General features: G+C 55.3%; 23 protein-coding genes. 16 read left to right on the forward strand and 7 right to left on the reverse strand.

All coding sequences use genetic code 11. The features are described from left to right. Positions 1-13 precede the first annotated feature (13 nt). The 16 genes from ABLU88_RS16560 (at position 14) to ABLU88_RS16635 (ending at position 18,226) form a co-directional block, all read left to right on the forward strand. On the forward strand, positions 14-2,644 hold the full coding sequence (locus ABLU88_RS16560; protein ID WP_224266288.1) for a fimbrial biogenesis usher protein: 2,631 nt from the start codon (positions 14-16) through the stop codon (positions 2,642-2,644). Then, on the forward strand, positions 2,644-3,684 hold the full coding sequence (locus ABLU88_RS16565; protein ID WP_177954339.1) for a fimbrial protein: 1,041 nt from the start codon (positions 2,644-2,646) through the stop codon (positions 3,682-3,684). The genes ABLU88_RS16560 and ABLU88_RS16565 overlap by 1 nt, the downstream gene beginning before the upstream one ends. Before the next feature lie 131 nt (positions 3,685-3,815). Further along, positions 3,816-4,856 carry a fimbrial protein gene (locus tag ABLU88_RS16570; protein ID WP_177954340.1) on the forward strand — a complete coding sequence of 347 codons (1,041 nt, stop codon included), beginning with the start codon at positions 3,816-3,818 and terminating at the stop codon, positions 4,854-4,856. A 9-nt stretch (positions 4,857-4,865) separates the two neighbouring features. Next, complete coding sequence (locus ABLU88_RS16575) at positions 4,866-5,408, forward strand: fimbrial protein (RefSeq protein WP_032751744.1); 543 nt, start codon at positions 4,866-4,868, stop codon at positions 5,406-5,408. Next, positions 5,408-5,923, forward strand: coding sequence for a fimbrial protein (locus ABLU88_RS16580; protein ID WP_109241094.1), 516 nt, complete (start codon positions 5,408-5,410; stop codon positions 5,921-5,923). The genes ABLU88_RS16575 and ABLU88_RS16580 overlap by 1 nt, the downstream gene beginning before the upstream one ends. A 7-nt stretch (positions 5,924-5,930) precedes the next feature. Further along, positions 5,931-6,626, forward strand: a complete 696-nt coding sequence (locus ABLU88_RS16585) for a molecular chaperone (RefSeq protein ID WP_064358707.1) — start codon at positions 5,931-5,933, stop codon at positions 6,624-6,626. Position 6,627: 1 nt separating this feature from the next. After that, the gene (locus tag ABLU88_RS16590) at positions 6,628-8,352 is read left to right on the forward strand and encodes a Wzy polymerase domain-containing protein (protein ID WP_348837169.1); all 1,725 of its coding nucleotides are present in this window, start codon (positions 6,628-6,630) and stop codon (positions 8,350-8,352) included. A 170-nt stretch (positions 8,353-8,522) separates the two neighbouring features. Then, positions 8,523-8,813, forward strand: a complete 291-nt coding sequence (locus ABLU88_RS16595; protein ID WP_025106549.1) for a hypothetical protein — start codon at positions 8,523-8,525, stop codon at positions 8,811-8,813. 199 nt (positions 8,814-9,012) lie between these two features. Then, a complete protein-coding gene (gene mscS, locus ABLU88_RS16600) occupies positions 9,013-9,870 on the forward strand; it encodes a small-conductance mechanosensitive channel MscS (protein WP_032751741.1) in 858 nt (285 codons plus the stop codon). Positions 9,871-9,907: 37 nt separating this feature from the next. After that, complete coding sequence (locus tag ABLU88_RS16605; protein WP_223852521.1) at positions 9,908-10,156, forward strand: YceK/YidQ family lipoprotein; 249 nt, start codon at positions 9,908-9,910, stop codon at positions 10,154-10,156. A gap of 31 nt (positions 10,157-10,187) precedes the next feature. Next, complete coding sequence (locus ABLU88_RS16610; RefSeq protein ID WP_080528435.1) at positions 10,188-10,769, forward strand: helix-turn-helix transcriptional regulator; 582 nt, start codon at positions 10,188-10,190, stop codon at positions 10,767-10,769. A 323-nt stretch (positions 10,770-11,092) separates the two neighbouring features. Continuing rightward, complete coding sequence (locus tag ABLU88_RS16615; protein ID WP_025106553.1) at positions 11,093-12,103, forward strand: LacI family DNA-binding transcriptional regulator; 1,011 nt, start codon at positions 11,093-11,095, stop codon at positions 12,101-12,103. Positions 12,104-12,173: 70 nt separating this feature from the next. Beyond that, complete coding sequence (locus tag ABLU88_RS16620; RefSeq protein WP_032751738.1) at positions 12,174-13,595, forward strand: MFS transporter; 1,422 nt, start codon at positions 12,174-12,176, stop codon at positions 13,593-13,595. Beyond that, a complete protein-coding gene (locus ABLU88_RS16625; RefSeq protein ID WP_049079701.1) occupies positions 13,579-15,267 on the forward strand; it encodes a glycoside hydrolase family 32 protein in 1,689 nt (562 codons plus the stop codon). The genes ABLU88_RS16620 and ABLU88_RS16625 overlap by 17 nt, the downstream gene beginning before the upstream one ends. A gap of 59 nt (positions 15,268-15,326) precedes the next feature. Next, on the forward strand, positions 15,327-16,688 hold the full coding sequence (locus ABLU88_RS16630; protein WP_025106556.1) for a NosD domain-containing protein: 1,362 nt from the start codon (positions 15,327-15,329) through the stop codon (positions 16,686-16,688). 158 nt (positions 16,689-16,846) lie between these two features. Beyond that, a complete protein-coding gene (locus ABLU88_RS16635; RefSeq protein WP_049079702.1) occupies positions 16,847-18,226 on the forward strand; it encodes a carbohydrate porin in 1,380 nt (459 codons plus the stop codon). A 47-nt stretch (positions 18,227-18,273) separates the two neighbouring features. Here ABLU88_RS16635 and rhaM read toward each other — a convergent pair whose 3' ends face one another. The 7 genes from rhaM to rhaD form a co-directional block, all read right to left on the reverse strand. After that, positions 18,274-18,588, reverse strand: a complete 315-nt coding sequence (gene rhaM, locus ABLU88_RS16640; protein WP_014227413.1) for an L-rhamnose mutarotase — start codon at positions 18,586-18,588, stop codon at positions 18,274-18,276. After that, positions 18,585-19,733, reverse strand: a complete 1,149-nt coding sequence (fucO, locus tag ABLU88_RS16645) for a lactaldehyde reductase (protein ID WP_348837176.1) — start codon at positions 19,731-19,733, stop codon at positions 18,585-18,587. Before fucO ends, rhaM begins: the two co-directional genes overlap by 4 nt. 115 nt (positions 19,734-19,848) lie before the next feature. Continuing rightward, on the reverse strand, positions 19,849-20,853 hold the full coding sequence (locus tag ABLU88_RS16650; protein WP_004855968.1) for an ABC transporter permease: 1,005 nt from the start codon (positions 20,851-20,853) through the stop codon (positions 19,849-19,851). After that, positions 20,850-21,854, reverse strand: coding sequence for an ABC transporter permease (locus tag ABLU88_RS16655; protein WP_025106559.1), 1,005 nt, complete (start codon positions 21,852-21,854; stop codon positions 20,850-20,852). Before ABLU88_RS16655 ends, ABLU88_RS16650 begins: the two co-directional genes overlap by 4 nt. After that, positions 21,854-23,365: a sugar ABC transporter ATP-binding protein gene (locus ABLU88_RS16660; RefSeq protein ID WP_014227417.1), complete on the reverse strand. Its 1,512-nt coding sequence runs from the start codon at positions 23,363-23,365 to the stop codon at positions 21,854-21,856. The genes ABLU88_RS16655 and ABLU88_RS16660 overlap by 1 nt, the downstream gene beginning before the upstream one ends. Positions 23,366-23,508: 143 nt before the next feature. Then, positions 23,509-24,495 carry a rhamnose ABC transporter substrate-binding protein gene (gene rhaS / locus ABLU88_RS16665; protein WP_004127197.1) on the reverse strand — a complete coding sequence of 329 codons (987 nt, stop codon included), beginning with the start codon at positions 24,493-24,495 and terminating at the stop codon, positions 23,509-23,511. A gap of 81 nt (positions 24,496-24,576) precedes the next feature. Continuing rightward, positions 24,577-25,407, reverse strand: coding sequence for a rhamnulose-1-phosphate aldolase (gene rhaD / locus ABLU88_RS16670; protein WP_049082052.1), 831 nt, complete (start codon positions 25,405-25,407; stop codon positions 24,577-24,579). Positions 25,408-25,440: the final 33 nt, after the last annotated feature.

Here is a 25,440-nt window from a genome sequence, read left to right on the forward strand (position 1 = left end):
GGTCGGCAAAATAATGACGTTAAAAATAAAATATATCACCCTCGCGGTGATGCAGGTTCTATTTGCCCGGCGTCGGGTATACCGTATTATTTTGCCGGCAACCTTATCGGCATTACCGTTATCCGCGCTGGCGGATAACTATTTTAACCCCGCATTCTTATCGGACGACCCTAACGCGGTGGCCGATCTTTCGCATTTTGAAAAGGGCGATAGCCAGGCCCCGGGTAAATATCACGTTGATATTTATCTGAATAAGCAGCTGGTCTCCACCGAAGACGTAAACTTTAAAGCGGCAAAAGGCGGCCAGGATGATACCGGGCTGGCGCCGTGCTTTACCACCGCGCGTCTGGAACAGATGGGGGTCAATACCAAAGCCTTCCCGGACCTGGCGAAGCTGGCGCCGGAGCAGTGCGTGCCCTTTGCCGCCATACCGGAATCCTCCACCGAGTTCGACTTTGAGCATCAGCAGCTGAACATCAGCGTGCCGCAGGCGGCGCTGAAGCAGAGCGCGCGCGGGTATATCCCCCCGGAAGAGTGGGACCAGGGGATCAACGCGCTGCTGCTGAACTATGACTTCACCGGCGGCAACAGCGGGGGTGATACCAAAGAAGACAGCTACTATCTCAACCTGCAAAGCGGCCTGAACCTCGGCGCCTGGCGCCTGCGCGACTACTCCACCTGGAACTACACCAGCGGCGAGGGTGAAACGGAGAATAAGTGGGAGCATATCAGCACCTACGTCGAGCGTACGATTGCGCCGCTGAAGGCGGAGCTTACGCTCGGGGAAAGCTACACCCCGTCGGACGTTTTCGACAGCCTCGGCTTTCGCGGCGTCCAGATTGCCTCCGATGACAACATGCTGCCGGACAGCCTGAAGGGCTTTGCGCCGACGGTCCGCGGTATCGCGAAGAGCAACGCCAGGGTCACCATTAAGCAGAACGGCTACGTTATCTACCAGACCTACGTCTCGCCGGGCGCCTTCGCCATCAACGATCTCTACCCGACCTCGTCGAGCGGCGACCTGCAGGTGACGGTAAAAGAGAGCGACGGCAGCGAAAATACCTTTACCGTGCCGTACTCCGCGGTGCCGCTGCTGCAGCGCGAAGGACGACTGAAATACGCCCTGACCGCCGGTAAATACCGCAGCACCAACGATGATCAGGATGAGGTCAATTTTGCCCAGGGAACGGCAATCTACGGCTTGCCGCATGGCTTCACGCTGTACGGCGGTTCGCAGGTCAGCAACGACTACCACGCCTTCGCGCTGGGCGCCGGGCTGAACATGGGGGATTTCGGCGCGATCTCCGCCGATATTACCCAGGCAAACAGCACCCTCGCCGACGGCAGCCAGCACGACGGTCAGTCGGTACGCTTCCTCTACGCCAAGGCGCTGAACGATCTCGGCACCAACTTCCAGCTGCTGGGCTACCGCTACTCGACGGAGGGGTTCTACACCCTCGACGAGACGACGTATAAAAACATGAGCGGCTATACCGGTGACAATGAGTGGAAAGATGAGGATCACGACGGTAAGCAGGATAAGCCGGTGTGGACCGATTACTACGATCTCTACTACACCAAAAAAGGCAAAGCGCAGCTTAATATTTCGCAGCAGGTCGGCAAAATCGGCTCGATTTTTGTCACCGGCTCCGAACAGACCTACTGGCACACCGATGAGAAAGATCGCATGTTGCAGGTGGGCTATAACGGCAGCTGGAACGGCATCTCCTATAGCCTGACGTGGAACTATGACAAGTCGCCGGGGGAAGAGGAGGCGGACCAGATCTACGCCTTTAATATTTCGCTGCCGATTGGCCAGTGGCTCTCCAGCAACCATAGCGCGGATATCTACCGTTCGGCCAACACCACCAATATGAGCTTTGGCACCACCACCGATCAGCACGGTAAGACCACGGGTACTACCGGCATCAACGGGACGCTGCTGGCGGATAACAACCTGAGCTATAACGTGCAGGAGAGTGACGGCAACCACGGCACCAGCAACAGCGGCAACGCCAACATGAGCTATCAGGGCACCTACGGTAACCTGCAGGCGGGCTACAACTACAGCGACGGCTACCACCAGGTGAACTACGGGGTCAGCGGCGGCGTGGTGGTTCACCGCAACGGCGTTACCCTTAGCCAGCCGCTCGGCGACACCAACATTCTGGTGAAAGCGCCGGGGGCGGCCGGCGTCGAGCTGGAAAACGCCACCGGGGTGAAAACCGACTGGCGCGGCTACGCGGTGATCCCGTACGCCACCACCTATCGCCAGAACCGCGTGGCGCTCAATACCAACTCCATGGGACAGAACGTCGATATTGAAGACGCGGTCACCAACGTGGTGCCGACCCAGGGGGCGCTGGTGCGCGCCGAATTTAACGCCCACGTCGGGGTGCGTGCGCTGATGACCCTGATGCATAACGGCAAGCCGGTGCCGTTCGGCGCCACGGTCAGCCAGAAGGCGGGCAATAGCACCATCGTCGGCGACGACGGCCAGGTGTACCTCGCCGGGCTGCCGCTGAACGGCATGCTGGAAGTGCAGTGGGGCGAGAGCGCCGGACAGCACTGCAGGGTGAAATATCAACTTCCGGAAAGCGCGAAGCAGCAGCCGGTGAATAAAGTCAGTGAACGGTGCCAGTAATGAAACGTATTATCACACTCTCAATCGCGCTAATGGCCTTGATAAAAATAATTAGCCTTCCAGCATATGCTACAACTTATCCTTCGGGCTCATGCTACGTTCCTGATGGACATGCAGCAGAAAACTATGATTTTAATATCAGTGAGGTCGTACCCGATCCTACGCAAAATACAGCTGGAGAAGTTTTACCCGCTATAGTTTCTACCAGTAGTGGAACATTCTCGCTTGAGTGTTCTTGCCAGGAAGGTTCAACCTTTTATACACATCAGTGGACAACAACGGATCTTGTTTCAACAGGAAACTCCGGGAGTTTAACCTTTTATAAGGTTAATGACTATATTTCTGTTGCGTCTGAAATAAAAGACATGTCTGATGGAAAATATTATCCTTTACCGTGGACTAACCATTATAAACCTGCAGGTGCAGCAATGCCGTGTAACGAGGTTAGATCAGATTTCAACACCGGTGATAATATTAGAGTTACGTTCAGAATAGATCGGAAATTTGTTGGGGTGATGAATTTCCCCCATGTAAAAATATTTGATTTATGGTACACCGTCGGCAGTGATTTTATAAAAGGTGCACCCGTAGCTTCAGCCTATATTGATGGTCAAATATCGGTGCCCCAAACCTGCTCCGTTAACGCCGGGCAAATCGTGACCGTCGATTTTGGCTCATTTATGTCGGGCGAATTTAAAAATAAGGGCCAGATGCCCGTCGGCTATACGCCAAAAACGATTTCGGTACCGATTAAATGTAACGGCATAGAGGCTAATGCTAATTTGACGGTCCGTTTCCAGGCGGACGCTTCGGCGGATGAACCGGCGGCGATTAAGACCAGCAACAACGATGTCGGGGTGCAGATCACCGATAGCAGCGGCAAGGTGATTGAGCCGAACAGCGGTCTGATCCCGTTCCAGCTGGATGATAACCTGCAGGCGACGGTGACCTTCCACGCCGCGCCGATTAGCACCACCGGAAACGCCCCGGCAGAGGGGACCTTTTCGGCGACGGCCTATATTCGCGTTGACTTTGCCTGAAGCGTAAAAAACGCTAAACGGCATATTGGTGGTATGGCAAATCGCGAGCAGGCAATAACGTCAGATGCAATATTAACGATCTGAAAGACAGAAGCAGTAGCCGAACAGTATATTTAGTAAAAGGTCTAGTAATGAAAAAATGTGTCACTCTATCAATAGTACTTATGGCCTTGATAAAATTAATCAGCGTTCCTGTATATGCTACCGATTATCCTTCAGGCTCATGCTATATTCCTGATGGTTCTACAAAAGGAACGTATGATTTTAATATCAATACGGTTGTATCCGATCCTACGCAAAACGTCCCCGGGGAGATTTTACCCGCCGTGAACTCGAGTAGTAGCGGTTCATTCTCTGTTGAGTGTTCTTGCCAGAGTGATTCGGTTTTTTATACGCATCAATGGACAACAACGGATCTGGTTTCGTCGGGAGCCTCCGGTGGTTTAAATTTTTATAAAGCCAACGACTATCTTTCAGTGGCAGGAGAAATTAAAAACCCCGGTGACGGCACATATTATCCTTTGCCTTTGGTTGACTTATATAAGCCCGTTGGGAATGGCATGTTATGTAATAGTGTGACTTCAGGCTTTCATTTTGGCAATGATGTTAGAGTTACGTTCAGAGTAGATCGCAAATTTGTTGGAGTGGTAAGTTTCCCACATATAAAATTATTTGATTTATGGTACACCGTCGGCAGTGATTTTGTGGAAGGCTCGCCAGTGGCTACCGCTTATATTGATGGTCAACTATCGGTCCCCCAAACCTGCTCCGTTAACGCCGGGCAAATCGTGACCGTTGATTTTGGCTCATTTATGTCGGGCGAGTTTAAAAACAAGGGCCAGATGCCCGTCGGCTACACGCCAAAAACGATTTCGGTACCCATTAAATGTAATGGCATAGAGGCCAATGCTAATTTGACGGTTCGCTTCCTGGCGGAAGCCTCGGCGGATGAACCGGCGGCGGTTAAAACCAGCAACGATGATGTCGGGGTGCAGATCACCGATAGCAGCGGCAAGGTGATTGAGCCGAACAGCGGTCTGATCCCGTTCCAGCTGGACGACAACCTGCAGGCGACGGTGACTTTCCATGCCGCGCCGATTAGCACCACCGGAAATGCCCCGGCAGAGGGGACCTTTTCGGCGACGGCCTATATTCGCGTTGACTTCGCCTGAGGAAAAAAGATGAAAGCGGCAAAAACACTCTTTCCCCTGTTGCTGGCGTTTGCGGGCGTTCATAGCGCTATCGCCGATGATATTAATACTGGCCAGGTTGAGCTGGATATGACCGGTACAATCGTCGCGGAAAGCTGCGATATCGATACCGCCAGCCAGAACCAGACTATCCATATCGGCGATTTCAGCGCTGGGATATTTAAAAACGTCGGCGATACCTCGGAGTGGAAGCAGTTTGATATCAAATTAAATAACTGCACCTCGGCGATCAGCCAGTCGACGGTGGCCTTTAGCGGCACGTCGGACGGCTCCGACCCATCGCTGTTAGCCCTCTCCGATACCTCCGGCGGCGGCGGAATGGCCAGCGGCGTGGCGATTGAGCTGCTGGACAGCAGTATGAACGCGATTGCGATTAACAGTACCGATAACGGGTACCCGATTACCCAGGGCAATAACGATCTGACGTTTCGCCTGCGCTATAAAGCTACCGCGGTGCCGGTTACGCCCGGCAACGCCTCTTCGGTACTCTATTTTGATGTGAGCTATCAATAATGAAAAAGACGATCCTGCTGTTATCGCTATCCGGCTTGTCCTGCTCAGCGCTGGCCCACGACGGCACCGTAAACATTACCGGCACGATCCAGGGAAACACCTGCACCGTGACCACCGATACCGCCAACCAGCAGGTGATCCTGGGCGACATTGCGGCGAAACAGTTTACCGCGGCCGGCAGCGCCTCCCAGCCGATAGCGTTCACCATCGGGCTGGAAAACTGCGGCAGCGCGGCGTCGGCGGTCTCATTAACCTTTACCGGCGAGGCGGATACGACCAACAGCGCCCTGCTGGCGTTAACCAGCCAGGCGGGCAGCGCCGTGGGCGTCGGGGTGGCGATCTTAGACAGCCAGCGTACGCTGGTGCCGCTGAACAGCGCCAGCAGGCAATATACGCTCGACCCGCAGCAAACCAGCCAGAACCTCACCTTTTACGGTGAGATGGTAGCGACGAGCAGCCCGGTTACCGCCGGCAGCGTTGACGCCACGACCACCTTTAGCCTGACCTATCAGTAGCCTGTCCATGTTGAGAAAAATCGCTGTACTGCTGGCGCTCAGCGCCTTGTCCCTTCAGGCGCAGGCGGGCGTAGTGATCGGGGGGACCCGCTTTATTTATAATGAGGGTAAGCCGTCGATATCGTTCCGGGTGATCAATCAATCGCCCTCGCGCTACTTGATTCTGAGCAAAATCGTCGCCGATGGCGACCCGCACGCGGCGGTGCCTTTTGTGGCGACGCCCCCGGTCTTTGCGCTAAACGGCCACAAAGAAAATGAAATTCGCGTGATGTACACCAGCGGCCAGCTGCCGGCGGACCGCGAAAGTCTGTTTTGGGTCACGGTGGCCAATATCCCTCAGGCCGACAGTCAGCAGCAGAATACCCTGCAGATTGCGGTGCGCAGCCGCATGAAGCTGTTTTATCGCCCGAAGGGCGTACAAGGGGATTCACAGCAGGCTTATCGCCAGCTGACCTGGCGGCGCCAGGGTAAAACGGTAACGGTGCAGAATCCGACGCCGTTTTACGTCACGCTGCTGAATATGCAGGCCAACGGCCAGAGTATCGCCGGGGCCGGGATGGTCGCGCCGCTTTCCAGCCGCTCGGTGGCGTGGTGTCCGGCGCAGGGCGGCTGCGCGCTGCAGTGGCAGACCCTTAACGACTATGGTCGGGCCATGCCGGCGCTGCGTATTTCGCCCGATGCGCAGGCCAGGAAGGGGCAATAAGATGCACGCAGAACTCAGGGGAGAGCCGGAAACGGCGGCCTCCCGCTGGCTCCTTATGATGCTGGCGCTGATCCTGCTTGGCGTCATGCATATTGTCCTGCCCAGCACCGGCGGCAGCGGCGCCGATTTACCGGAACCGCTGCTGGTCTGGGGCGTGCTGCTGGTCACGATGGTCGGCTGCGCCTGGTTTTTGCGGCATCAGAGACTGCGCAGCAGCCCGTTCCTGCGCGGCATGGCGCTGGCGGCGTTACTGCTGACGCTGCCCCTGCTCTGGAGCCCCTCCGCCGACTGGCGGCTGGATGCCTTCCCGCGCCTGGCGGGCCTGTGGGCGGGCGTGGCGTTTTATTATCTGCTGCTGAACTGTCGGCTCACGCCGCGTCAGCAGCAGACCGTACTGTGGCTGATCGTCACCGCCACTCTGATTCAGGCGGTTTATGCGCTGGTGGGGATCGGCCATCCGGCTTGGCTGCCGCTGCCGGCGCAGGCGGCGCAGCGCCAGGCCGGACAGTTCGCGATCGGCGTTTTTCTGCAACGCAACGTCACCGGTTCCTTTATTGCCACCGGCGCCGCGGTGCTGCTGTGGCTGACGGTCGACGTCCGCTTTGTCTGCCGCAGCGTCGCGAGGGAGAGATATCGTCAGTGGGGAAGCGCGCTCGGGCTCGGGCTGCTCTACGCCACGCTGACCCTGCTGAAATCCCGCACCGGATGGCTGGGCGGCGTGGTCTGCTGGCTGATGATGGTGACCATTTTTTGCTTCTCGCCGTTACGCCGCTCCGCCGCGCGCGGGGCACGCTGGCGTGTCGTACTGGCGCCGGTGGCCGGCGTACTGCTGGGGCTTGCCCTGCTATCGGTCTCGTTACTCAACGCCCTGCATGAACATGACGGCTCGAATCTTGAGCGGGTTTTTATTCTGCAGCAGACCTGGAACATGATACTGCAGCATCCGATCGTCGGCTGGGGCTACGGGGGATACGCCTGGTCCTTTGCCCATTTCGTGGCCGATAGCGTCCCGCCGTTGTCCCGTCGGGTCCCGGGGTTAACCTATCCGCATAATGACCTGCTGTTCTGGTGGGTCGAGGGCGGAGCGGTCGCCCTGCTCGGGCTGCTGGTGCTGGGCGTTAGCGGATTCTGGCTACTGCTGCGCCGCCCCGGCGTACGGCAGCTGGCGCTGCTGGCTTGCCTGATGCCCATTTTGCTGCACACGCAGCTGGAGTATCCGCTGTATCAATCGCCGGTACACTGGTTGTTCGTTCTTATCCTGGTTAACCTGGCCGATCGCTGTCCGTCCGGCGAACAGGCGCCGCTGCCCGCATTCACCGCGCCCTCCACGCGGCCGGTACCCTGCGCGCTGATGATCCTGGCCTGCTACGGCGCGCTGCTCACCGGCTGCGCCTTCTGGCAGGGGCACTACCTGACCGCTTTTCAGCAGTCGCCGCAGCGTTTTGCCAGCCGCGTACTGCGGCTGCATGACATCGGCATCGGCAGCGAAAGGCTGCGTAAAGATCGGGCGCTCAGCTATATCATCCGCTATCAGTCGAGCGCTAACGTGGAGGACCTGGAGGCTTTCAACCAGATCGGCAGGCGCTGGATTGCGGTGTGGAACGACGCCGATATGTACAACAATCTTATTAACGTCGAGCGGTATCTTGGGCAACAGAAAAACGCCCGGGCTTTGCGCGAGGAGGCCCGGCGGCTCTATCCTGAGAACCGGCGTTTTTCATCGTAGTGCCGATGCCGGTTATGGCCGCGGGCTCAGCGTCGCAGAGGCAGCTGAGCCTTTTTACGTATATTGCGGGTCGGGGCTAAAAAAGCATTGATCGAATATAATTAGCAGTGTAATTATCTCCTGTGGTTTGAAATTGATTTCAAAAATGCCCAACACAGGAGTGTTACCCCATGGACGCACGTAAATGCACTGCCGCAGCGGCTTTACTTCTCGCCTGCACTTCTTCTTTCTGCTACGCCGGCCATACCGGAAAAGTCCGCTTCATTGGCACCGTTGTGGAGTCGGGATGCTGGAACAAGCCCGGTCAAAATGAATTATTCTGTTATCGCGATAAGACCGTTTCTCATTATTCCGCGGCGCACGTCAGCAGCGTTTCGCTGGATGTCAGTAATGCCGTGGTGCAAAAAACATTTCTTGATAAACAAAAGCAGCTGGAACAGTTAACGATTAATTACTATTAAGTTTAATGACATTTAAATATCTTCAGCTCATCGGGTTGAAGATATTTATCTCATCTCAAAATTAAGATGTTAGCAAGAAATTACATAATTTTATTATTCTTACAATCTACGATCGTTTTATTACCGCGAGTTGATTGAATCCCCACATATTCCTCTATACTATTCCTCATATATTTTACGCAGAAAAGATATAATATATATGGCTAAGGTGGTTTTGTTTCCGGAGATCTCTTCTTCGCTGGAATGGTTAAAAGGGCATGGTGATACAATTCTTCAGTATGGCTGGAACGTGATTGCCGCTTGTATTCTCTTTTTTATCGGCCGGGTTGTCTCAACCTTATTATCTAAAGGTATCGAGAAAATACTTCTGCGGCGCAGGGTAGATATTACGGTTGTCCATTTCTTTGCCGCCCTGGTGCGCTATATCACGCTGGCGTTTGCGGCCATCGCCGCGCTTGGCCGTTTAGGTATAGAAACGTCCTCAATTATTGCGGTCATCGGCGCGGCGGGGCTGGCGGTGGGGCTTGCGCTGCAGGGATCGCTATCAAACTTTGCCGCTGGCGTACTGTTAGTCACGCTACGTCCTTTCCGGGCCGGAAACCTGGTGCAGATCGGCGCCATTACCGGAGTGGTGGAAACCGTACATATATTTTCCACCACCTTACTCACCGCGGATAATAAAGACGTGGTGATCCCGAACGGCAAAATTATCGCCGACAGTATCGTTAACTATTCGCGCCATCCCTTCCGGCGTATCGATTTGATGATTAGCGTCGGCTACGATAGCCGAATTGCGGAAGTGAAGCGCGTTATTCTGGCGGTCATCGATGCTGACAAACGCATCGATCGGCAGCGTGATACCACCGTTCGTCTGGCCGAACTTGGCGCCTCGTCACTTAATTTTACCGTGCGCGTGTGGGTGAAAAACACCCACTACTGGGATACCTATTACGATCTGCTGGAGAATATTAAAGAGGCGCTGGACGAACATCATATTGCGATTCCTTATCCGCAGATGGATATTCGCGTCGCCGGCACGGTACCGACGTTATCCTGATGGCTGAGATGATATGAATGCGAAAGCGATGGTTTGTATGGCTGTCTGTTTCCTGCTGACGGGCTGCGGCAGCGTCATGGGAAGAACCTCTTTGGCGGAGGGCGAAACGTGGTATCCAGGGGTTAAAACGGATATCGCGGTGATCCGCGGTGACAGCGAGTATGATTATAATTATCTTCAGGGGACATTATGGACTCTGGATACGCCGCTGTCGTTTATTGGTGATACGCTGATGCTGCCGATTGATTATTTTCACGGCCCGTGGTCAATTCACTCCGGAAAATAAAAAATATATTATAAAATGGTGTTAATTCATTATGAGTTCTATTTTAGATGTGGCCGTAATGTCCCCGAATCGCTATTTCTGTCTGGGGCTAAGTAGCCTGCAAGAACAAAAGTCACTGACCGCCATTCGGCTGCACTTTTGTCATGATCTGAAAAGCTTAAAAACGCTAATGGAGAGCATTGCGCTCTCCGGCGTGCTAATGGAAACGTTTGGTGAAGGAGAAAACATCTACGATGCGTTTGTTTTTGGCGATTATCTAAAAAGGCAGGCCAGAGACATCGCCGTGTTTGTTTTCCGCTCATTCTGGAGCAGCCTTTCCGATTTGCCGCATTATGCGCGCTATCATGTTTCCTCAACTGAAGATGAAATATGGCGATATTTTACACTGATACTAAAGGGCTACCATTGTAATAATTATATCTCCCGCTGGGAGGCCCTGCTGACCCATAAAGAGTATCAAGTTATCAGGATGCTGTGCTGCGGAAAGCAGTATCATCACATAGGGAAATCACTGGGTATTACGATTAAAACCGTGAGCACGCATAAAATCAAAGCGCTGAAAAAACTCGGCGCGCCCAGCATGTCATCTTTAATTCTACAATTTAAACGCTAATGGTCGCGCGCCGTAGGCTGCCGTGGCCAGGCGTTCATAGGCCATCCCCGGATCCCCGCATGCTGCGTATTTATCGCGCCAGCTAACGCCATCCCGCAGCAATAGCATAATCTCTTATTCTCCCTTCCTGTATTCTGCTTTCCTGTTGATGGTGTCCGTAATATATTCTCGCCAGGTTTTAATAAAAACCCCTAATAGGGTGATGAATTTGCGAAGGCTAAACGTGATTCCATGTAACAAAGCAACATGTGAACTGGCTTACATTTTCAACCGCGCTCGCCATTTATAGTGAGCGCCAGTGTTAGGGGGCGTATTCAATCATCATGGCATCCATTAAAGACGTAGCGAAAAGAGCTGGGGTCTCGACGGCGACCGTGTCGCGAGTGCTCAACAATCATCCCAGCGTCGTGCCGGAAACGCGGCAGGCGGTGCGTGATGCGATGGATTATCTCTGCTATGTCCCCAGCAAGAGTTCGTTTCAGCTTAGCGGGAAATGTTCAGGGCTGATTGGTGTGGTTTTGCCTAATCTGGTGAATCCTCACTTCTGTGAACTGTTGGCGACGGTGGAAGAAGAGGCCCGGTATATCGGCAAATCGGTGATCGTTAAAACGCATCAGAACCAGCCGCAGCAGGATAAACATATTATTCAGACCTTAGTGGGGATGGGCATTGACAGCTTGCTATGGGTGCCGACAGAAGCAGAAGCCGAACTTTCAGAATGGTTAAGCATTACCCGGATCCCGGTCGCCGTTGTCACCCAGGTGTCCCGGTTCTTCAATTCCGTATCGATTAACCAGGATCGGGGGGCGGAAAGTATTGCGGAACATTTTATTCATACGGGCCATCTTTCATTTGGCTTTGTTGCCCAGGAAGGGGTGGATAGCCGCAAGGTCTCGTCGTACAGCAAAAAAATAGCGAGTCACGGTTTAAAGCTTGCTAGAGATAATTCGTTCTGGATAGCCAAAGGCGAGGGTGAAAAGATATCAGGCCATATTAGTATTCTTGATGACATTATCGAGAAACTCAGCGAGCCGACGCGAACCTGTACATGTCTGTTAGTGTATAACGATATTGCGGCAAACTATATTATCGATGGGCTAAAAGAAAAGGGCATCTCCGTTCCTGAAGATATTGCAATTGCCAGCTTTGATAATACCCTGCTGGCGCAAACTAAAAAAATCACCAGCGTTGCACAGCCGGTAAATGAAATTGCTCACCTCGCGTTTCAGATGGTGAAACATCAACAGCAGCCGGACAGTATTGAAATGCACGAAATTGTCTCGCGGTTAATTATTCGTGAGAGCAGCGTAAAAATTAATATTACTTCCCTGTAAGGGATTTATGTTTAGAAATGGCGCGACATTTGGCGCCATGGGCTCCTTTTAACAAAAAATAGGTATATTTATGTCTGCTACCGCAATGGAAAAGCCAAGCGCTTATGAAAAGCTGGGGCTGAGGGAGAAGATCGGCTACGGCATGGGTGACGCTGGTTCAGGAATGATATGGAGCGTACTGGCCCTCTATCTGACGTGGTTTTATACCGATGTATATGGCCTGAACGCCGGGGTGGTGGGCACATTATTCCTGGTTATCCGCATCTTTGACGCTTTTAGCGATCCGCTGATGGGGGCCATCTGCGACCGCACCGTGACGCGCTGGGGAAAATTCCGTCCATGGATATTATGGATGGCGTTTCCGTTTGGTCTGGGCGCGGTACTGATGTTCACGACCCCAGAACTGAGCATGAACGGCAAGATTATCTATGCCTGGGTTACCTATCTGGTCATGTCGCTGATTTATACCGCGATTAATATTCCCTATTGCTCGGTCGGCGGCGTCATTACGCTCAATCAGAAAGAGCGCATGGGCTGCCTGTCGTGGCGCTTTTTCCTTAATGGCCTGGCAACATTAATTATCTCCTCCTCTATTCTGCCGTTAACGGACTGGCTGGGTAACGGCGACCGCGCCTCAGGTTTCCAGCTAACCATGATCATTATGGGCGGTGCGGCAACGCTGATGTTCCTGTTCTGCTTTTCCAGCATTAAAGAGCGGGTGGTGTCGGTTAAGCAAAACGAGTCGTTGAAGAAAGACCTGCGGGATATTATCAAAAACGATCAGTGGCTCTTGATGATCACTATTACCTTCCTGAACGTTTTCCCGGCATTTATCCGCGGCGGCGTCACTATCTATTATGCTACTTACGTCATGAAAGAGTCGGTCGGATTTATTACCTTCTTTATGGCGCTGGGCGTGGCCTGTAATATGCTGGGCAGCGTGCTTGCCAAACCGCTGACCGATCGCTTTGATAAGCTGGCGCTGTTCCGCATTATTAATATTATTCTCGGCATTCTCTCATTTGCGCTGTGGTTTGTTGATCCGCAATCCCTGACCCCGCTGATGACGCTATTCATCATTATTAACGTTCTGCATTTAATTCAGTCTGGCCCCATTCTGTGGGCAATGATGTCCGATGTCGATGACTACGGCGACTGGAAATTTGGTAAACGCCTGACCGGCATCTCCTTCGCGGGAAACCTGTTTATGCTCAAAATGGGGCTGGCGGTCGCCGGCGCTATCGTCGCCTGGATTCTGGCGTTTACCGGCTATGTCGCGAATGAGCCGCAGCAAAATTCGCAGACCATTCAAGGCATTATCATGATGTTTTCACTGCTGCCGATGGTGAGTTATTTCATCAGCGCGTATCTGGTGCGCTACTTCAAGCTGAATAACGCGTTCCTTGAGAAAATCAAAACGGATCTTGCAAAACGTGAGCTGGAAAAAGGTCGCGGTCAACCACAGGAGGTTCAGGATGTCCCTGTCATTTAATATTAAACAAGGTCAGCGCATTGATTTGTGGCTGAAAGCGTCCGAACCGGCGGCGCAACCCCTGTTTTCTATTCGCGTGAACGGTCAGGTTGTATTTAAGATTCAGGAGGCGCCGCGCTACTTCCAGTATTTTACCTGGACCTCGTTTCAGGACGGCGTTGCCACCCTGGAGTGGCTGCCGGAATATAGCGAGATATCGCTTTGTTACACCTGGCATCCGGATTCACTGCGCGCGCGCGGCGTTACCTTTATCGCGACAGCCGGGCAGGATTTGCGCCTGATGAGTGGTCAGGATATTGCTGACGAGTATCTGCGGGAGCCGCTGCGTCCGGCATTGCATTTCTCGCCCCGTACCGGCTGGATGAACGACCCTAACGGGCTGCACTACAAGAACGGCGAGTGGCATCTGTTTTACCAGTATCATCCGCACTCCAGCCAATGGGGCCCAATGCACTGGAATCATGCGGTGAGCCGCGATCTGTATCACTGGCGGCATTATCCGGTTTTCCTCCAGCCAGAGCAGAATCTTTCGGCGCTGGGCGCGACGGGCGGCGCGTTTTCCGGCAGCGCGTATATTGATAAACAAGGAAAAACCCGCTTCTGGTATACCGAACGGCTCCCGGCTTACGATCTGTATCGCGGCTACCGGGAAGTGCAGAAAATGGCCGTTGCGCACGACGACTACGATAAGCCGGAATGGGTAAAAACCGTCTTAACCGACCTGCCTGCGGGCGTGGACTGCGATTTCCGCGATCCAAAAGTGTGGTACGAAGAGGCCGATGCCACTTTTTATATGATCCTCGGCGCGTCGGTAAACGGCGATCCGGCGATGCTGCTCTTTCACTCTGCGGATAGTGAACGCTGGACGTTCCATCATGTGCTGTATGTCGCTCCCGGCTATTTTCGCGAAAACGGCGGTCGCTGCGTCGAATGCCCGGATTTCTTCTGCCTGGATGGCGTATGGGTATTAATTATCGGCGTCGTTGGCTATACGGAGCCGACAACCGGGCGGCATAATTTGCTTTTTGCCCAGACCGGTACTTTCCGGAACGGCTATTTCACGCCGTCCGAGCAGCCGCTACAGACTTTAGATTTCGGTACGGATTTCTACGCCCTGCAAACCTGGGGCGAGGACGACCGAAGAATCGGCTTTGCCTGGTTATATAACTGGGCGACGCAGAAACCGGTGGATTCCGCTTACTCGGGGGAAATGTCGCTCCCGCGTCGCTTTCATCTCAATGCGCAGCAGCGGCTATGCATGATGCCGGAGCTGCCGCCGGAATCATTGGTCGTCAGCCGCCATGCGCTGGATGACGGTGATATCTGGGTTAATGAGAAAGGCTGTAAAGCCGGCATTGTAACCTTTATGCCTGCCGGTGGTTTCCGTTTGACGTTAACGGGCGATAGCGGCCAGCAAATCATCCTCGAACAGGAGGGTAAAAATCTGACGCTATATGAAAAAGGCCGGGACGATGGGCGTTACCGCGCGCCGGTGGCCGGCGTCAGCGACGTCACCCTGTGTTTTGATGCCGGGATTGTTGAGGTCTTCGCAAATCAGGGCAGCGTATGCGGTACGCGACGCTATTACTCATGCAGTCAGCTCACCCGGATCCAGCTCTCCGGCGCGCCGGCACAGCTTACGCAATATCGCTCGACGTATTCGCAGGAATAAGCAAAGTCAAATTTAAGCGTTGATGTTCGATTTCTTATTATCATTAGAGGCGGTTTTTCATGGTACGTAAAAATTATTATGATGTTACGCAGTGGCACGTCGGCAACCCGTATGAGGATATTGGCGAAGTCATTAACAGTATTCTCGCCGATATTAAATCGCGACAAACTGAAACCGATATTAACGACGGGGGTAAACCGGGCGCCGCGATTTATATTCCGCCCGGCGATTATCATCTGAAGACGCAGGTCTTAATTGATATCAGTTATTTAAAAATTATGGGTTCCGGGCATGGTTTTGTCTCCTCGAGCATTCGCTTTAATACGCCGGCGGACGAGTGGGCGAATTTGCACGATATATGGCCGGGCGGGAGCCGTATCCTGGTCGATCTCTGCCCGCAGCCCGGCGATGAAGAACACGCTGGTGCTGCATTTTACGTGAAACGCAGCGGGGCGCCGCGTATCAGTTCGGTGGCGTTCGAAAACTTCTGTATTGATGGTTTGCACTTTGTTGATGATGGGCTGGGAAACAACGACCCGGAAAATACCTATACGAACGGCAAAACTGGGATTTATATCGCCAGCGCGCAGGACGCTTTCCGCATTACCGGGATGGGATTTATCTATCTGGAGCATGGCCTCACCACGTACAATAGCGATGCAATGGCGATCCATAATAACTTTATCGCCGAATGCGGTAACTGTATCGAGCTGCGTGGCGCCGGGCAGGCTTCAAAAATAACCGATAACCTGATTGGCGCGGGCTATAAAGGCTATTCTATTTACGCGCAAAACTTCGGGGGGTTATTGATTTCTACCAACAATATTTTCCCCCGTGGCGCAAGCAGCGTGCACTTATCGGGCGTGGTCCGCTCTAGCATCACCAGCAATCGATTCCATTCATTTTATCCGGGAATGCTCGTTCTCGAGAACAACTGTGCGGAGAATCTGATCTCGGCAAACCATTTCTTGCGCGATCGTGAACCCTGGCCGCCGATGCAGGCCTATGACAACGGCCTGGATGATGCCTATGGCTTGCTGCATATAAACGGCAGTAATAATTCGGTTATTGCTAATCATATTTCCGAAACGATTGATGTCCAGTATCTCAAGCCGCAGGGAATAAAACCGGTCATCATCCGCCTTGTTTCCGGCAAAGGGAATTATATTGCGAATAACCATATCGTGGCGACCACGGAGACGTCAGCGGCGCAGGCGCAGCCCTCCGAAGAGGATGCCTGCTTTGCGGCGCAGGTCAGCGCTTTGCTGACGACGGCCAGGTTAAAAGAACTCGATGCGGTCGCCGTGCAGGTAGAAAAAGAATCCGCGCAAAACACGATACTTGATAGCGGCAGTGACGCACAGGTGGTCATAGACCGAGCGCGTAATGCCTTCAGGGCGACACCGGTTGCTGGAAATTAATATTCACTCTGTTTGTTAATCCGTATAGCGAATAATGTTATTTAAGGAGGCAGATTACACGTTATTTCATTCATTCTTCTGCTAAATAAAAATCAAAAATATAAAAGGTGAATATTTTTATTCACCTTATCCCACCTTTTACCTCTGGGAAAATAAAAATGAATAAAACAACATTATCAATAGCGCTAGGCTTGTGTTTAATAACGGGATCGGCGGTCGGGAAAAATAATCAACTGACGCTGGAACAACGAATGGAACAGCTTGAAGCGCGGCTTGCCGCCGCGGAAAGCCGGGCGACGGTAGCGGAAGGCCAGGTGCGGGATTTACAGGCGAAGCAGAATGCCGCTATTCAGGCGGCGCAAACCCGTGTGCCGGTAAACAGCGCGGCGGCAACCGCGGAGAGTAAAAAGAATCTTAGCGTCCCGGAGCTGAAATTATCCGGCTATGGCGATCTGAAAATCTACGGCGACGTGGAGTTCAACATGGACGCGGAAAGCAAACACGGCCTGCTGGCGATGACCAACGCCGATGTCGGCAGCGATCCCACCTATGATAAGTGGGATTTAAACGGCCGTATCCTGCTCGGCTTCGACGGTATCCGCAAAACGGATAACGGCTATTTTGCCGGTTTCTCTGTCCAGCCGCTGGCGGATATGACCGGCTCGATGAACCTCGACGACGCGGTATTCTTCTTTGGTCAGGAGAACGACTGGAAGGTGAAAGTGGGGCGCTTTGAAGCGTACGATATGTTCCCGCTGAATCAGGACACCTTCGTCGAGCACTCCGGTAATACCGCCAACGACCTCTACAGCGACGGCCATGGCTATATCTATATGATGAAAGAGGGTCGCGGCCGCTCTGACGCAGGCGGCAACTTCCTGCTGAGCAAGCAGCTTGATAACTGGTATTTTGAGCTCAACACCCTGCTGGAAGACGGTACGTCGCTGTACGACAACGATGGCTACCATGGTCGCGATATGGAGCAGAAAAAGAACGTCGCCTATTTGCGCCCGGTGGTGTCATGGGCGAAAGACGAATTTTCCGTTGCCGCGGCCATGGAAGCGAACGTGGTGCAGAACGCCTACGGCTATAAAGATGCCCAGGGCAACTTTATCGATCAGTCGGGGCGCACCGGCTATGGCCTGACCATGACCTGGAACGGCCTGAAGCGCGACCCGGAGGACGGGGTGGTGGTGAATCTGAACACCGCTTATATGGACGCCAGCAACGAACAGGATTTGACCGCCGGGGTGAACGCGCTGTGGCGGCGCTTCGAGCTGGGATATATCTACGCGCATAACAAAATCAGCGATTATGCCGGGGTGATTTGCGATAACGACTGCTGGATTAAGGATGAAGGCACCTACAATATTCATACCTTCCACGCGTCGTATCAAATTCCGAACGTGATGAATATGCAGAACTTTAATATCTATCTCGGCGCCTATTACTCCATTCTCGACAGCGACGAGAAGCTGAGCCAGGGGGATGATGACGATCGCTACGGCGCGCGGGTGCGCTTTAAGTACTTCTTCTAAGCGCTTGAAACGGCTGCCCCGCTCAGCACAACGGGGCAGCCATAGTTTTACTCCAGATAAAACACCTCTTTAAGCTCCGCGCTTACCGGACTGTTGTCCGGATTGGCAGGCATCACATCGCGCATATGCTGCCACCAGCGCTGGCATACCTCGGTCCCGGCGACGGCGTCCCAGCGCGCTTCGGATTCAATCTCCACCGTGGCGAACAGCAGATGGCGCTCTTTATCGAGATAAATCGCGTAGTGGTGCGCGCCGTGGGCTTTCAGCACCGCTTCCAGCTCCGGCCAGATGGGGTTATGACGGCGCTGATACTCTTCATGCGCGTCCGGGTTTACCTGCATCACGAAAGCTTTGCGGATCATAATGCCTCCAGATAGAGTTCGCGGACTTCATCGCGGCTGGCGGTGCGCGGATTGCACGGCGCGCACGGGTCGGCCAGCGCTTTATCCAGCCAGCCTTCAATATCGGCTTTGCTGACGCCAAGCTGGCTGAAGCCTTGCGGAATGCCGACGCGTTTGCTTAGCGCGCGGATGGCGTTGATGGCCTCCATGCTGGCCGCTTCATCGCTCATACCGCGGGTATCGACGCCCATCGCCTGCGCCACGCGCGCGAAGCGGGCAACCGCGTTCGGCCGGTTAAAGTTTTCGATGATCGGCAGCAGGATGGCGTTGCACACGCCGTGCGGCAGGTTGTGGGTAGCGCCCGGCTGATGGGCCAGCGCGTGCACCAGGCCGAGACCGGCGCTGTTAAACGCCATGCCCGCCAGATACTGGCCAAACGCCATCTGCTCGCGGGCTTCAAGGTGGTGTCCATCGTCGACGGCTTGCGGCAGCCACAGGTTGATCAGGCGAATCGCTTCCAGGGCGTTGGCATCGGTCAGCGGATGCGCGCCCACGGAAACAAAGGCTTCAATGGCGTGGGTCAGCGCGTCCATGCCGGTGGCGGCGGTAATGGATGGCGGGATATCCAGCATCACGCTGGCGTCATCGACGGCGATATCGGGAATGATATTGGGGTCGATAATCACCTCTTTTACCTGGTGCTCGGCGTCGATAATAACCGCGTTGCTGGTCATCTCCGCCGCGGTGCCGGCGGTCGTGTTGATGGCCACCAGCGGCACGCCGGCGTTTTTCACTTTGCCGACGCCGGAGTAGGCGGTCGATGGCCCCGGGTTGGCGGTGAGGATTTTTATCGCTTTGGCGGTATCAATCGGGCTGCCGCCGCCGAAGGCGATAAGGTAATCACACCCGGCCTCGCGATACGCCGCGTAGCCTTTTTGCACCAGCGCTTCCGTTGGGTTAGGGAACACCTCGTCAAACAGATGGTAAGACATCTGCTGTTCATCCAGGGCGGTAAACAGGCTGTCGAGCAGCCCCAGCTTCACCAGCTGGCCGTCGGTGACGATCAGCGCTTTGCCCCAGCGTTTACCCGCCACCAGCTTGACCATATCGCCGATTGCGCCCGCGCCGTGGAGGCTGATTTTGGGCAGTGCCAACATAAAACTCATGATAATTCTCCTTAATGTTGATTTTGGGTAATCCGTTTCCCTTCACCCGCCCCCGGGTCGCGGCTGGCGCCTTACCCGGGCTACACGTACCGGTCAGATTAGGGTGAAGGGGAAATTAAATTCGTCTTCGCTGCATCATCCGCCGGGTAATAATCGGCAGCGAGATCACCACGATCAGCATCGCGCCGATGATGATCGACATCACGATCCCCGGCACGTTGAGCAGGCTCAGGCCAAACGTCACCAGCCCCATCAGGAAGGCGGCGATAATCACCCCCACCATGCTGCCGGAGCCGCCGAGAATATTGACGCCGCCGAGCACCGCCATCGTGACGACCGCCAGCTCCCAGCCCATCGCCAGCGTCGGGCGGGTGCTGCCGAGCCTCGAGGTCAGCAGGACCGCCGCCAGCCCGGCCATCAGCCCGACCAGCGCGAACAGCACCAGATTGTGGCGCTTGACGTTGATTCCGGAGAACCAGGCTCCGGTCGGGTTATTGCCGATGGCGTAGGTCCGGCGGCCAAAGTTGGTTTTATGCAGCAGGAAGGTAAAGGCGGCGGCGAGGAGGATAAACAGCGCGAACTCAAAAGAGAGCGCCCCCCACACGTAGCCCTGTCCGAACCAGGCGAAGCTATCCGGGTAGTGATTGAGCGCCTTGTCGCCCAGCAGAATGTAGGTTATTCCGCGATACAGGCTCATGGTGCCGATGGTGATCACAATCGACGACAGGTTAAAGCGCGTCACCAGGATACCGTTGAACAGGCCGCACAGCAGCCCCACGCCCAGCCCGACGGCCACCAGCAGCGGCGTATCCATACCCGCCGCCGCGCAGAAGCCCATCGCCGTTGAGCTCAGCGCCATCGTCGAGGCTACCGAAAGGTCGATCTCTCTGGCGATAATCAGCATCGCCATCGGCAGCACGATGATCGCTTTTTCGGTAAAGTTAAACGTGGCGTCCGACAGGTTCCAGATATTAAGGAAGTAGGGTGACGCCAGGGCGTTAACCACGAATACCGCCAGGGTTACCGCCAGCAGAAACCCTTCCCAGCACAGCAAGCGGCGCAGCGGCGACGGCGCGGCCGGGGCGCTTTTCATCTCTTCAGACATCATTATTTTGCTCATGATTTCACCGCCTGTTTCTGCCGCGCCAGCGCCGCGTTGCGCAGGATTAATCGTCCGCTACCTTTATTACCGCGTTCGTTAAGCAGCACCGCAATGACGATCACCGCGCCGGAAATGGCCATTTGCCAGAACGGCGAAATGCCAATCACCGGCAGGGCGTTATTGATAACGCCGAGGAACAGCGCGCCGCACAGGCAGCCGAGCACGCGACCGGTTCCGCCCATGGTGCTGATGCCGCCGATGACGCAGGCGGCGACCACCTGCAGTTCAAAACCGTTGGCGACATCGACATAGGCGACGGCGAAGCGCGAGATCCACAGATAGCCGCAGAACCCGGCCAGCGCGCCGGAGAGGCAGAAGCTGACAAACTGCATTTTCCCGGCGTTAATCCCGGTGTAGTACGCCGCCGTCGCGTTGCCGCCCGCGGTGTACAAGGCCCGGCCGGTGCGGCTGTAGCGGAGGAAATAGCCCACCAGCAGCAGCGCGGCGATGGCGCACCAGCTCAGCAGCGGCAGCCCCAGCAGCGAGGCGCGCGGCAGGCCGAGAAAATCGGCGCTCATCTGGTGCGAGTTAACCCAGCCGCCGTCGGAAAGCAGGAAGATAATCCCGCGATAAATACTCATGGTGCCCAGCGTGACCACGATGGCCGGAATGCCGAGCCGCCAGACCAGCAGGCCGTTAATCATCCCCATCAGCAGGCCAAGCAGGGTCGCCAGCGCCAGCAGCGCCGCCACCGGGATACCCGGATAGTGGGCGTTGAGCAGCGCGACGATCATCCCGGTCAGCGCCAGATTGGCGGCCATCGACAGATCGATGCCTTTGGTGAGCAGTACCATCATCTGGCCGAGGGCGAGGACGATCAGAATGGCGGTGTCGTTAAACATCTCCACCAGATTGCCCGGCGAGACGAACGACGGCGCCCGGCTGCCGATAGCGCCGATCAGCAAAACGATCACCGCCGCCAGCAGCGCTTCGCGGTGTTTAAGCAGTTGTTTACCCATTACGCTGCCTCCCGACCGGCGCCGCTGGCGGCGCTGACGATGGTTTCCGCCGTCGCTTCACCGGCGCGATACTCGGCCACCATCAGCCCTTCGTGCATCACGATAATCCGGTCGGCCATGCCCATCACTTCCGGCAGCTCCGAAGAGACCATAATGACCGCCAGCCCCTGGCTGACCAGCTCGGACATAAACTGGTGCACCGCCGCTTTGGAGCCGATATCGATGCCTTTAGTCGGTTCGTCGAGGATAATCACCTCGGGATGGGTCGCCAGCCATTTGCCGATCACCACTTTTTGCTGATTGCCGCCGGAAAGGGTTTCCACCGCCTGCCGCCAGCTAAAGGCCTTAACCTGCAGGCGCGAGGCGTACTCGTCCGCCAGCCGCCATTCGCGGGCGTCGTTAAGCACGCCGCCGGGGTTCAGTTTGCTGAGCTGCGGCAGGCTGATGTTCTGGGCGATCGGCAGGGCGATAATTGCTCCCTGCTTCTGCCGCTCTTCCGGCACGCAGACGATACCGGCGCCGATCGCGTCGGCCGGCTGGCGAAAGCGCATCGGTTTTCCCTTCAGCACGATATCGCCGGAAGAGGGATGCGAGACTCCGGAGAGCGCCTGCATCAGCTCGGTGCGCCCGGCGCCCACCAGCCCGTAAAAGCCAAGGATCTCCCCTTTGCGCAGGCTGAAGCTGATATGGGCGAACTCGGTGGGGTGGCAGAGGTCTTTCACCTCCAGCACCGTTTCCCCTGGGATACAATCGACTTTCGGGTAGGTTTGGGTAATCGCGCGGCCCACCATCATCGCCACCATCCGCTCTTCGGTGATGTCGTTAATCGCACCGGAGCTGACGTACACGCCGTCGCGCAGAATGGTGTAGTAGTCCGCCAGCTCGAAAATCTCATCGAACTTATGCGAAATAAACAGGATCGCTTTGCCGTCCTGCTTCAGGCGCTCAACGATCTGATAGAACTCCAGAATTTCATGCTGCGAGAGCGCGGCGGTCGGCTCATCGAGGATCACCACCTGAGCTTCAAAGGAGAGCGCCCGGGCGATGGCGACCATATGGCGCTGGGCGATACTGAGGGTTTTCAGCGTCGCGCGCGGGTCAATCTGTACCTCGAGGCGGGTGAGAATTTCGCTGGCTTTGCGGTGCATGGCGGGCCAGTCGAGCTTCTTCAGCAGGCCGCGATGCAGATACTGGCCGACGAAGATATTTTCGGTGACCGAGAGTTCGTCGAACAGCACGGTTTCCTGATGAATCGCGGTGATCCCGACCTTATGCGCCGACTCCGGGTTCGGCAGTTGGATAGGGATCGCTTTATAGAGAATCTCGCCCTCTTCGGGCTGATAAATGCCGGTCATCACTTTGACCAGCGTCGATTTTCCCGCGCCGTTTTCGCCGATTAAAGCGGTCACTTTGCCGGGCCAGAGATCGAGCTGTACGTTTTCAAGGGCGCGCACACCGGGAAAAATCTTGGTGATGCCCTTCAGCGACAGCAGTGGGGTGGATGCTGACATGATAGTTCTCCGTAAAATCACCCCTCACCCTAACCCTCTCCCCAAAGGGGCGAGGGAACCGTTCAGTGCTCGCTGGCAGCAGTGCGCAGAGGGCCTGACTTTCTCCCTCTCTTTTGGAAGAGGGCCGGAGTGAGGAAACAGGGTTAGAAAATTTTCGAGAACTTATCGATGTTGCTCGCATCGTAGACGAACGGTTCGGCCATCGCGCCGCTACCGTCGGCGTCCAGCTTCACTTTGCCCAGCTTGCCCATATTGGCTTCGGTTTTGGTCGCCGTGCCTTTGACTAAATCGTCGGCCAGATACGTGGCGGCGTAGCCGAGGTCAATCGGGTTCCAGATGGCGAAGCTTTTGCTGGCGCCGGACTTAATCGCCCCGGCCATTTCCGACGGCAGCCCCAGCCCGGTGACGTAGACCTTGCCGATTTTGCCCTGATCTTTCACCGCCTGCGCGGCGGCCACGATCCCCACTGACGAAGGCGAAACGATCACTTTCAGGTCAGGATATGACTTCAGCAGGCCCACCGCTTCGCGATAGCTTTTATCCGACAGATCGTCACCGTAGGCGACGGTCACCAGATTGACGGACGGATACTGCGGCAGCACCTTTTTCATCTCCTCAATCCAGATGTTCTGGTTGGTGGAGGTTGGGGTGGCGCTTAAAATCGCCACATCACCTTTTTCCACGTTCAGCGCCTTCAGCGCATCGGCGGCGAGCTTAACGTTGGTTTCGCCAATCAGGGCGTTATTGGACGGGTTAAGATGGATCTGGCGGCCCGCCGGCGCGACGCCGGAGTCCCATGAGACCACCTTAATGCCGCGCTGCATCGCTTTTTTCAGTACCGGCACCACGGCGTCGGGATCGTTAGCGGAAATGGCGATCGCATCCACCCCCTGGGCGATCAAACCATTCAGCACTTCGATCTGCGCTTCGGCGGTGGTGGTGGTCGGGCCGGTATAGATCACTTTGACATCGCCTAACTCTTTGGCCGCTTCCTGCGCGCCGACGTTCGCTGCTTCGAAGAATCCATTTCCCAATGATTTCGCCACGAGGGCGATTTTGACTTCGGCTAAAGCGGAACCGGACAACGCCAGAATGGCAACGGTGAGGATCAAGCTTGTGTTTGTTTTCATTGCTTTTACTCCACATGAGTTAGTTTGTAGGGTTTGCAGGTGATTTTTTCGCCCCGTCTCGGTGAGCGGGGCGCGATGTTGTTATGGATAAAGGTCTAACGCGGACTGCAGGGGATGAACGTTGAAGCGTTTGCCAAGGGCGACCAGCTCTTCGCGGGTGATGGTTTGTTTCATCCCGCCCATTGAGTAAACTTTCACCAGCACCTCGGCGGATTTCTCAGCGGTATCGATCAGGCCGAAGGTTTCGTCCAGATTGGGGCCGCTGCCGAAAACGCCGTGGAACGGCCACAGCACCAGCGAATGTTTCTGCATCGCCTCGGCGGTGGCCTGGCCGATTTCGTCGGTGCCCGGCACCATCCACGGCAGGATGCCGACGCCGTCCGGGAAGACCACCAGGCATTCGGTACTCCCTTCCCACAGCTTGCGGGTAAACAGATCGCTGCTGTTCTCCAGCACGTAGGTCAGGGCGATCAGATTGGTGGCGTGGCAGTGCATGATCACCCGGTCTTTACCGTTGGTCAGCCGGATGCGCTCGCTGTGCGACAGGAAGTGCGCCGGCAGCTCGGATGTTGGCACCGCATCGTTGGTCAGGCCCCAAAGAATATGGTATCCCGCGCCGTCGCTGTCGACTTTCACCACCCCGAGGTTCGCCGCCGGGTCGAGCTGGACGTTACGGAAGAATTTACCGGAACCGGTGACGATAAACGGCTGGTTAGCCAGCGTCGGCATCGGCTGGCTCAGGGCGATATAGCGCGGTTTGGCGTGGAAATCCGCCGCGTAGGGTTCGATATCCGCTTCGTCGAGGCGCAGCGTCAGGTTGCCGCCGTTGCGCTCGTCCCAGCCTTTCAGCCAGGCGTCGGAAGTGGCTTTAATCATGCCTTGGACGAACCAGGCGTCGATAATGGTCTGCATAGTCTTGTCTTTCCTGTTGATTCGGCGCGGGGT

It is taken from the genome of Klebsiella sp. GW_Kp182, from assembly GCF_040062275.1.
Classification (GTDB): domain Bacteria; phylum Pseudomonadota; class Gammaproteobacteria; order Enterobacterales; family Enterobacteriaceae; genus Klebsiella; species Klebsiella michiganensis.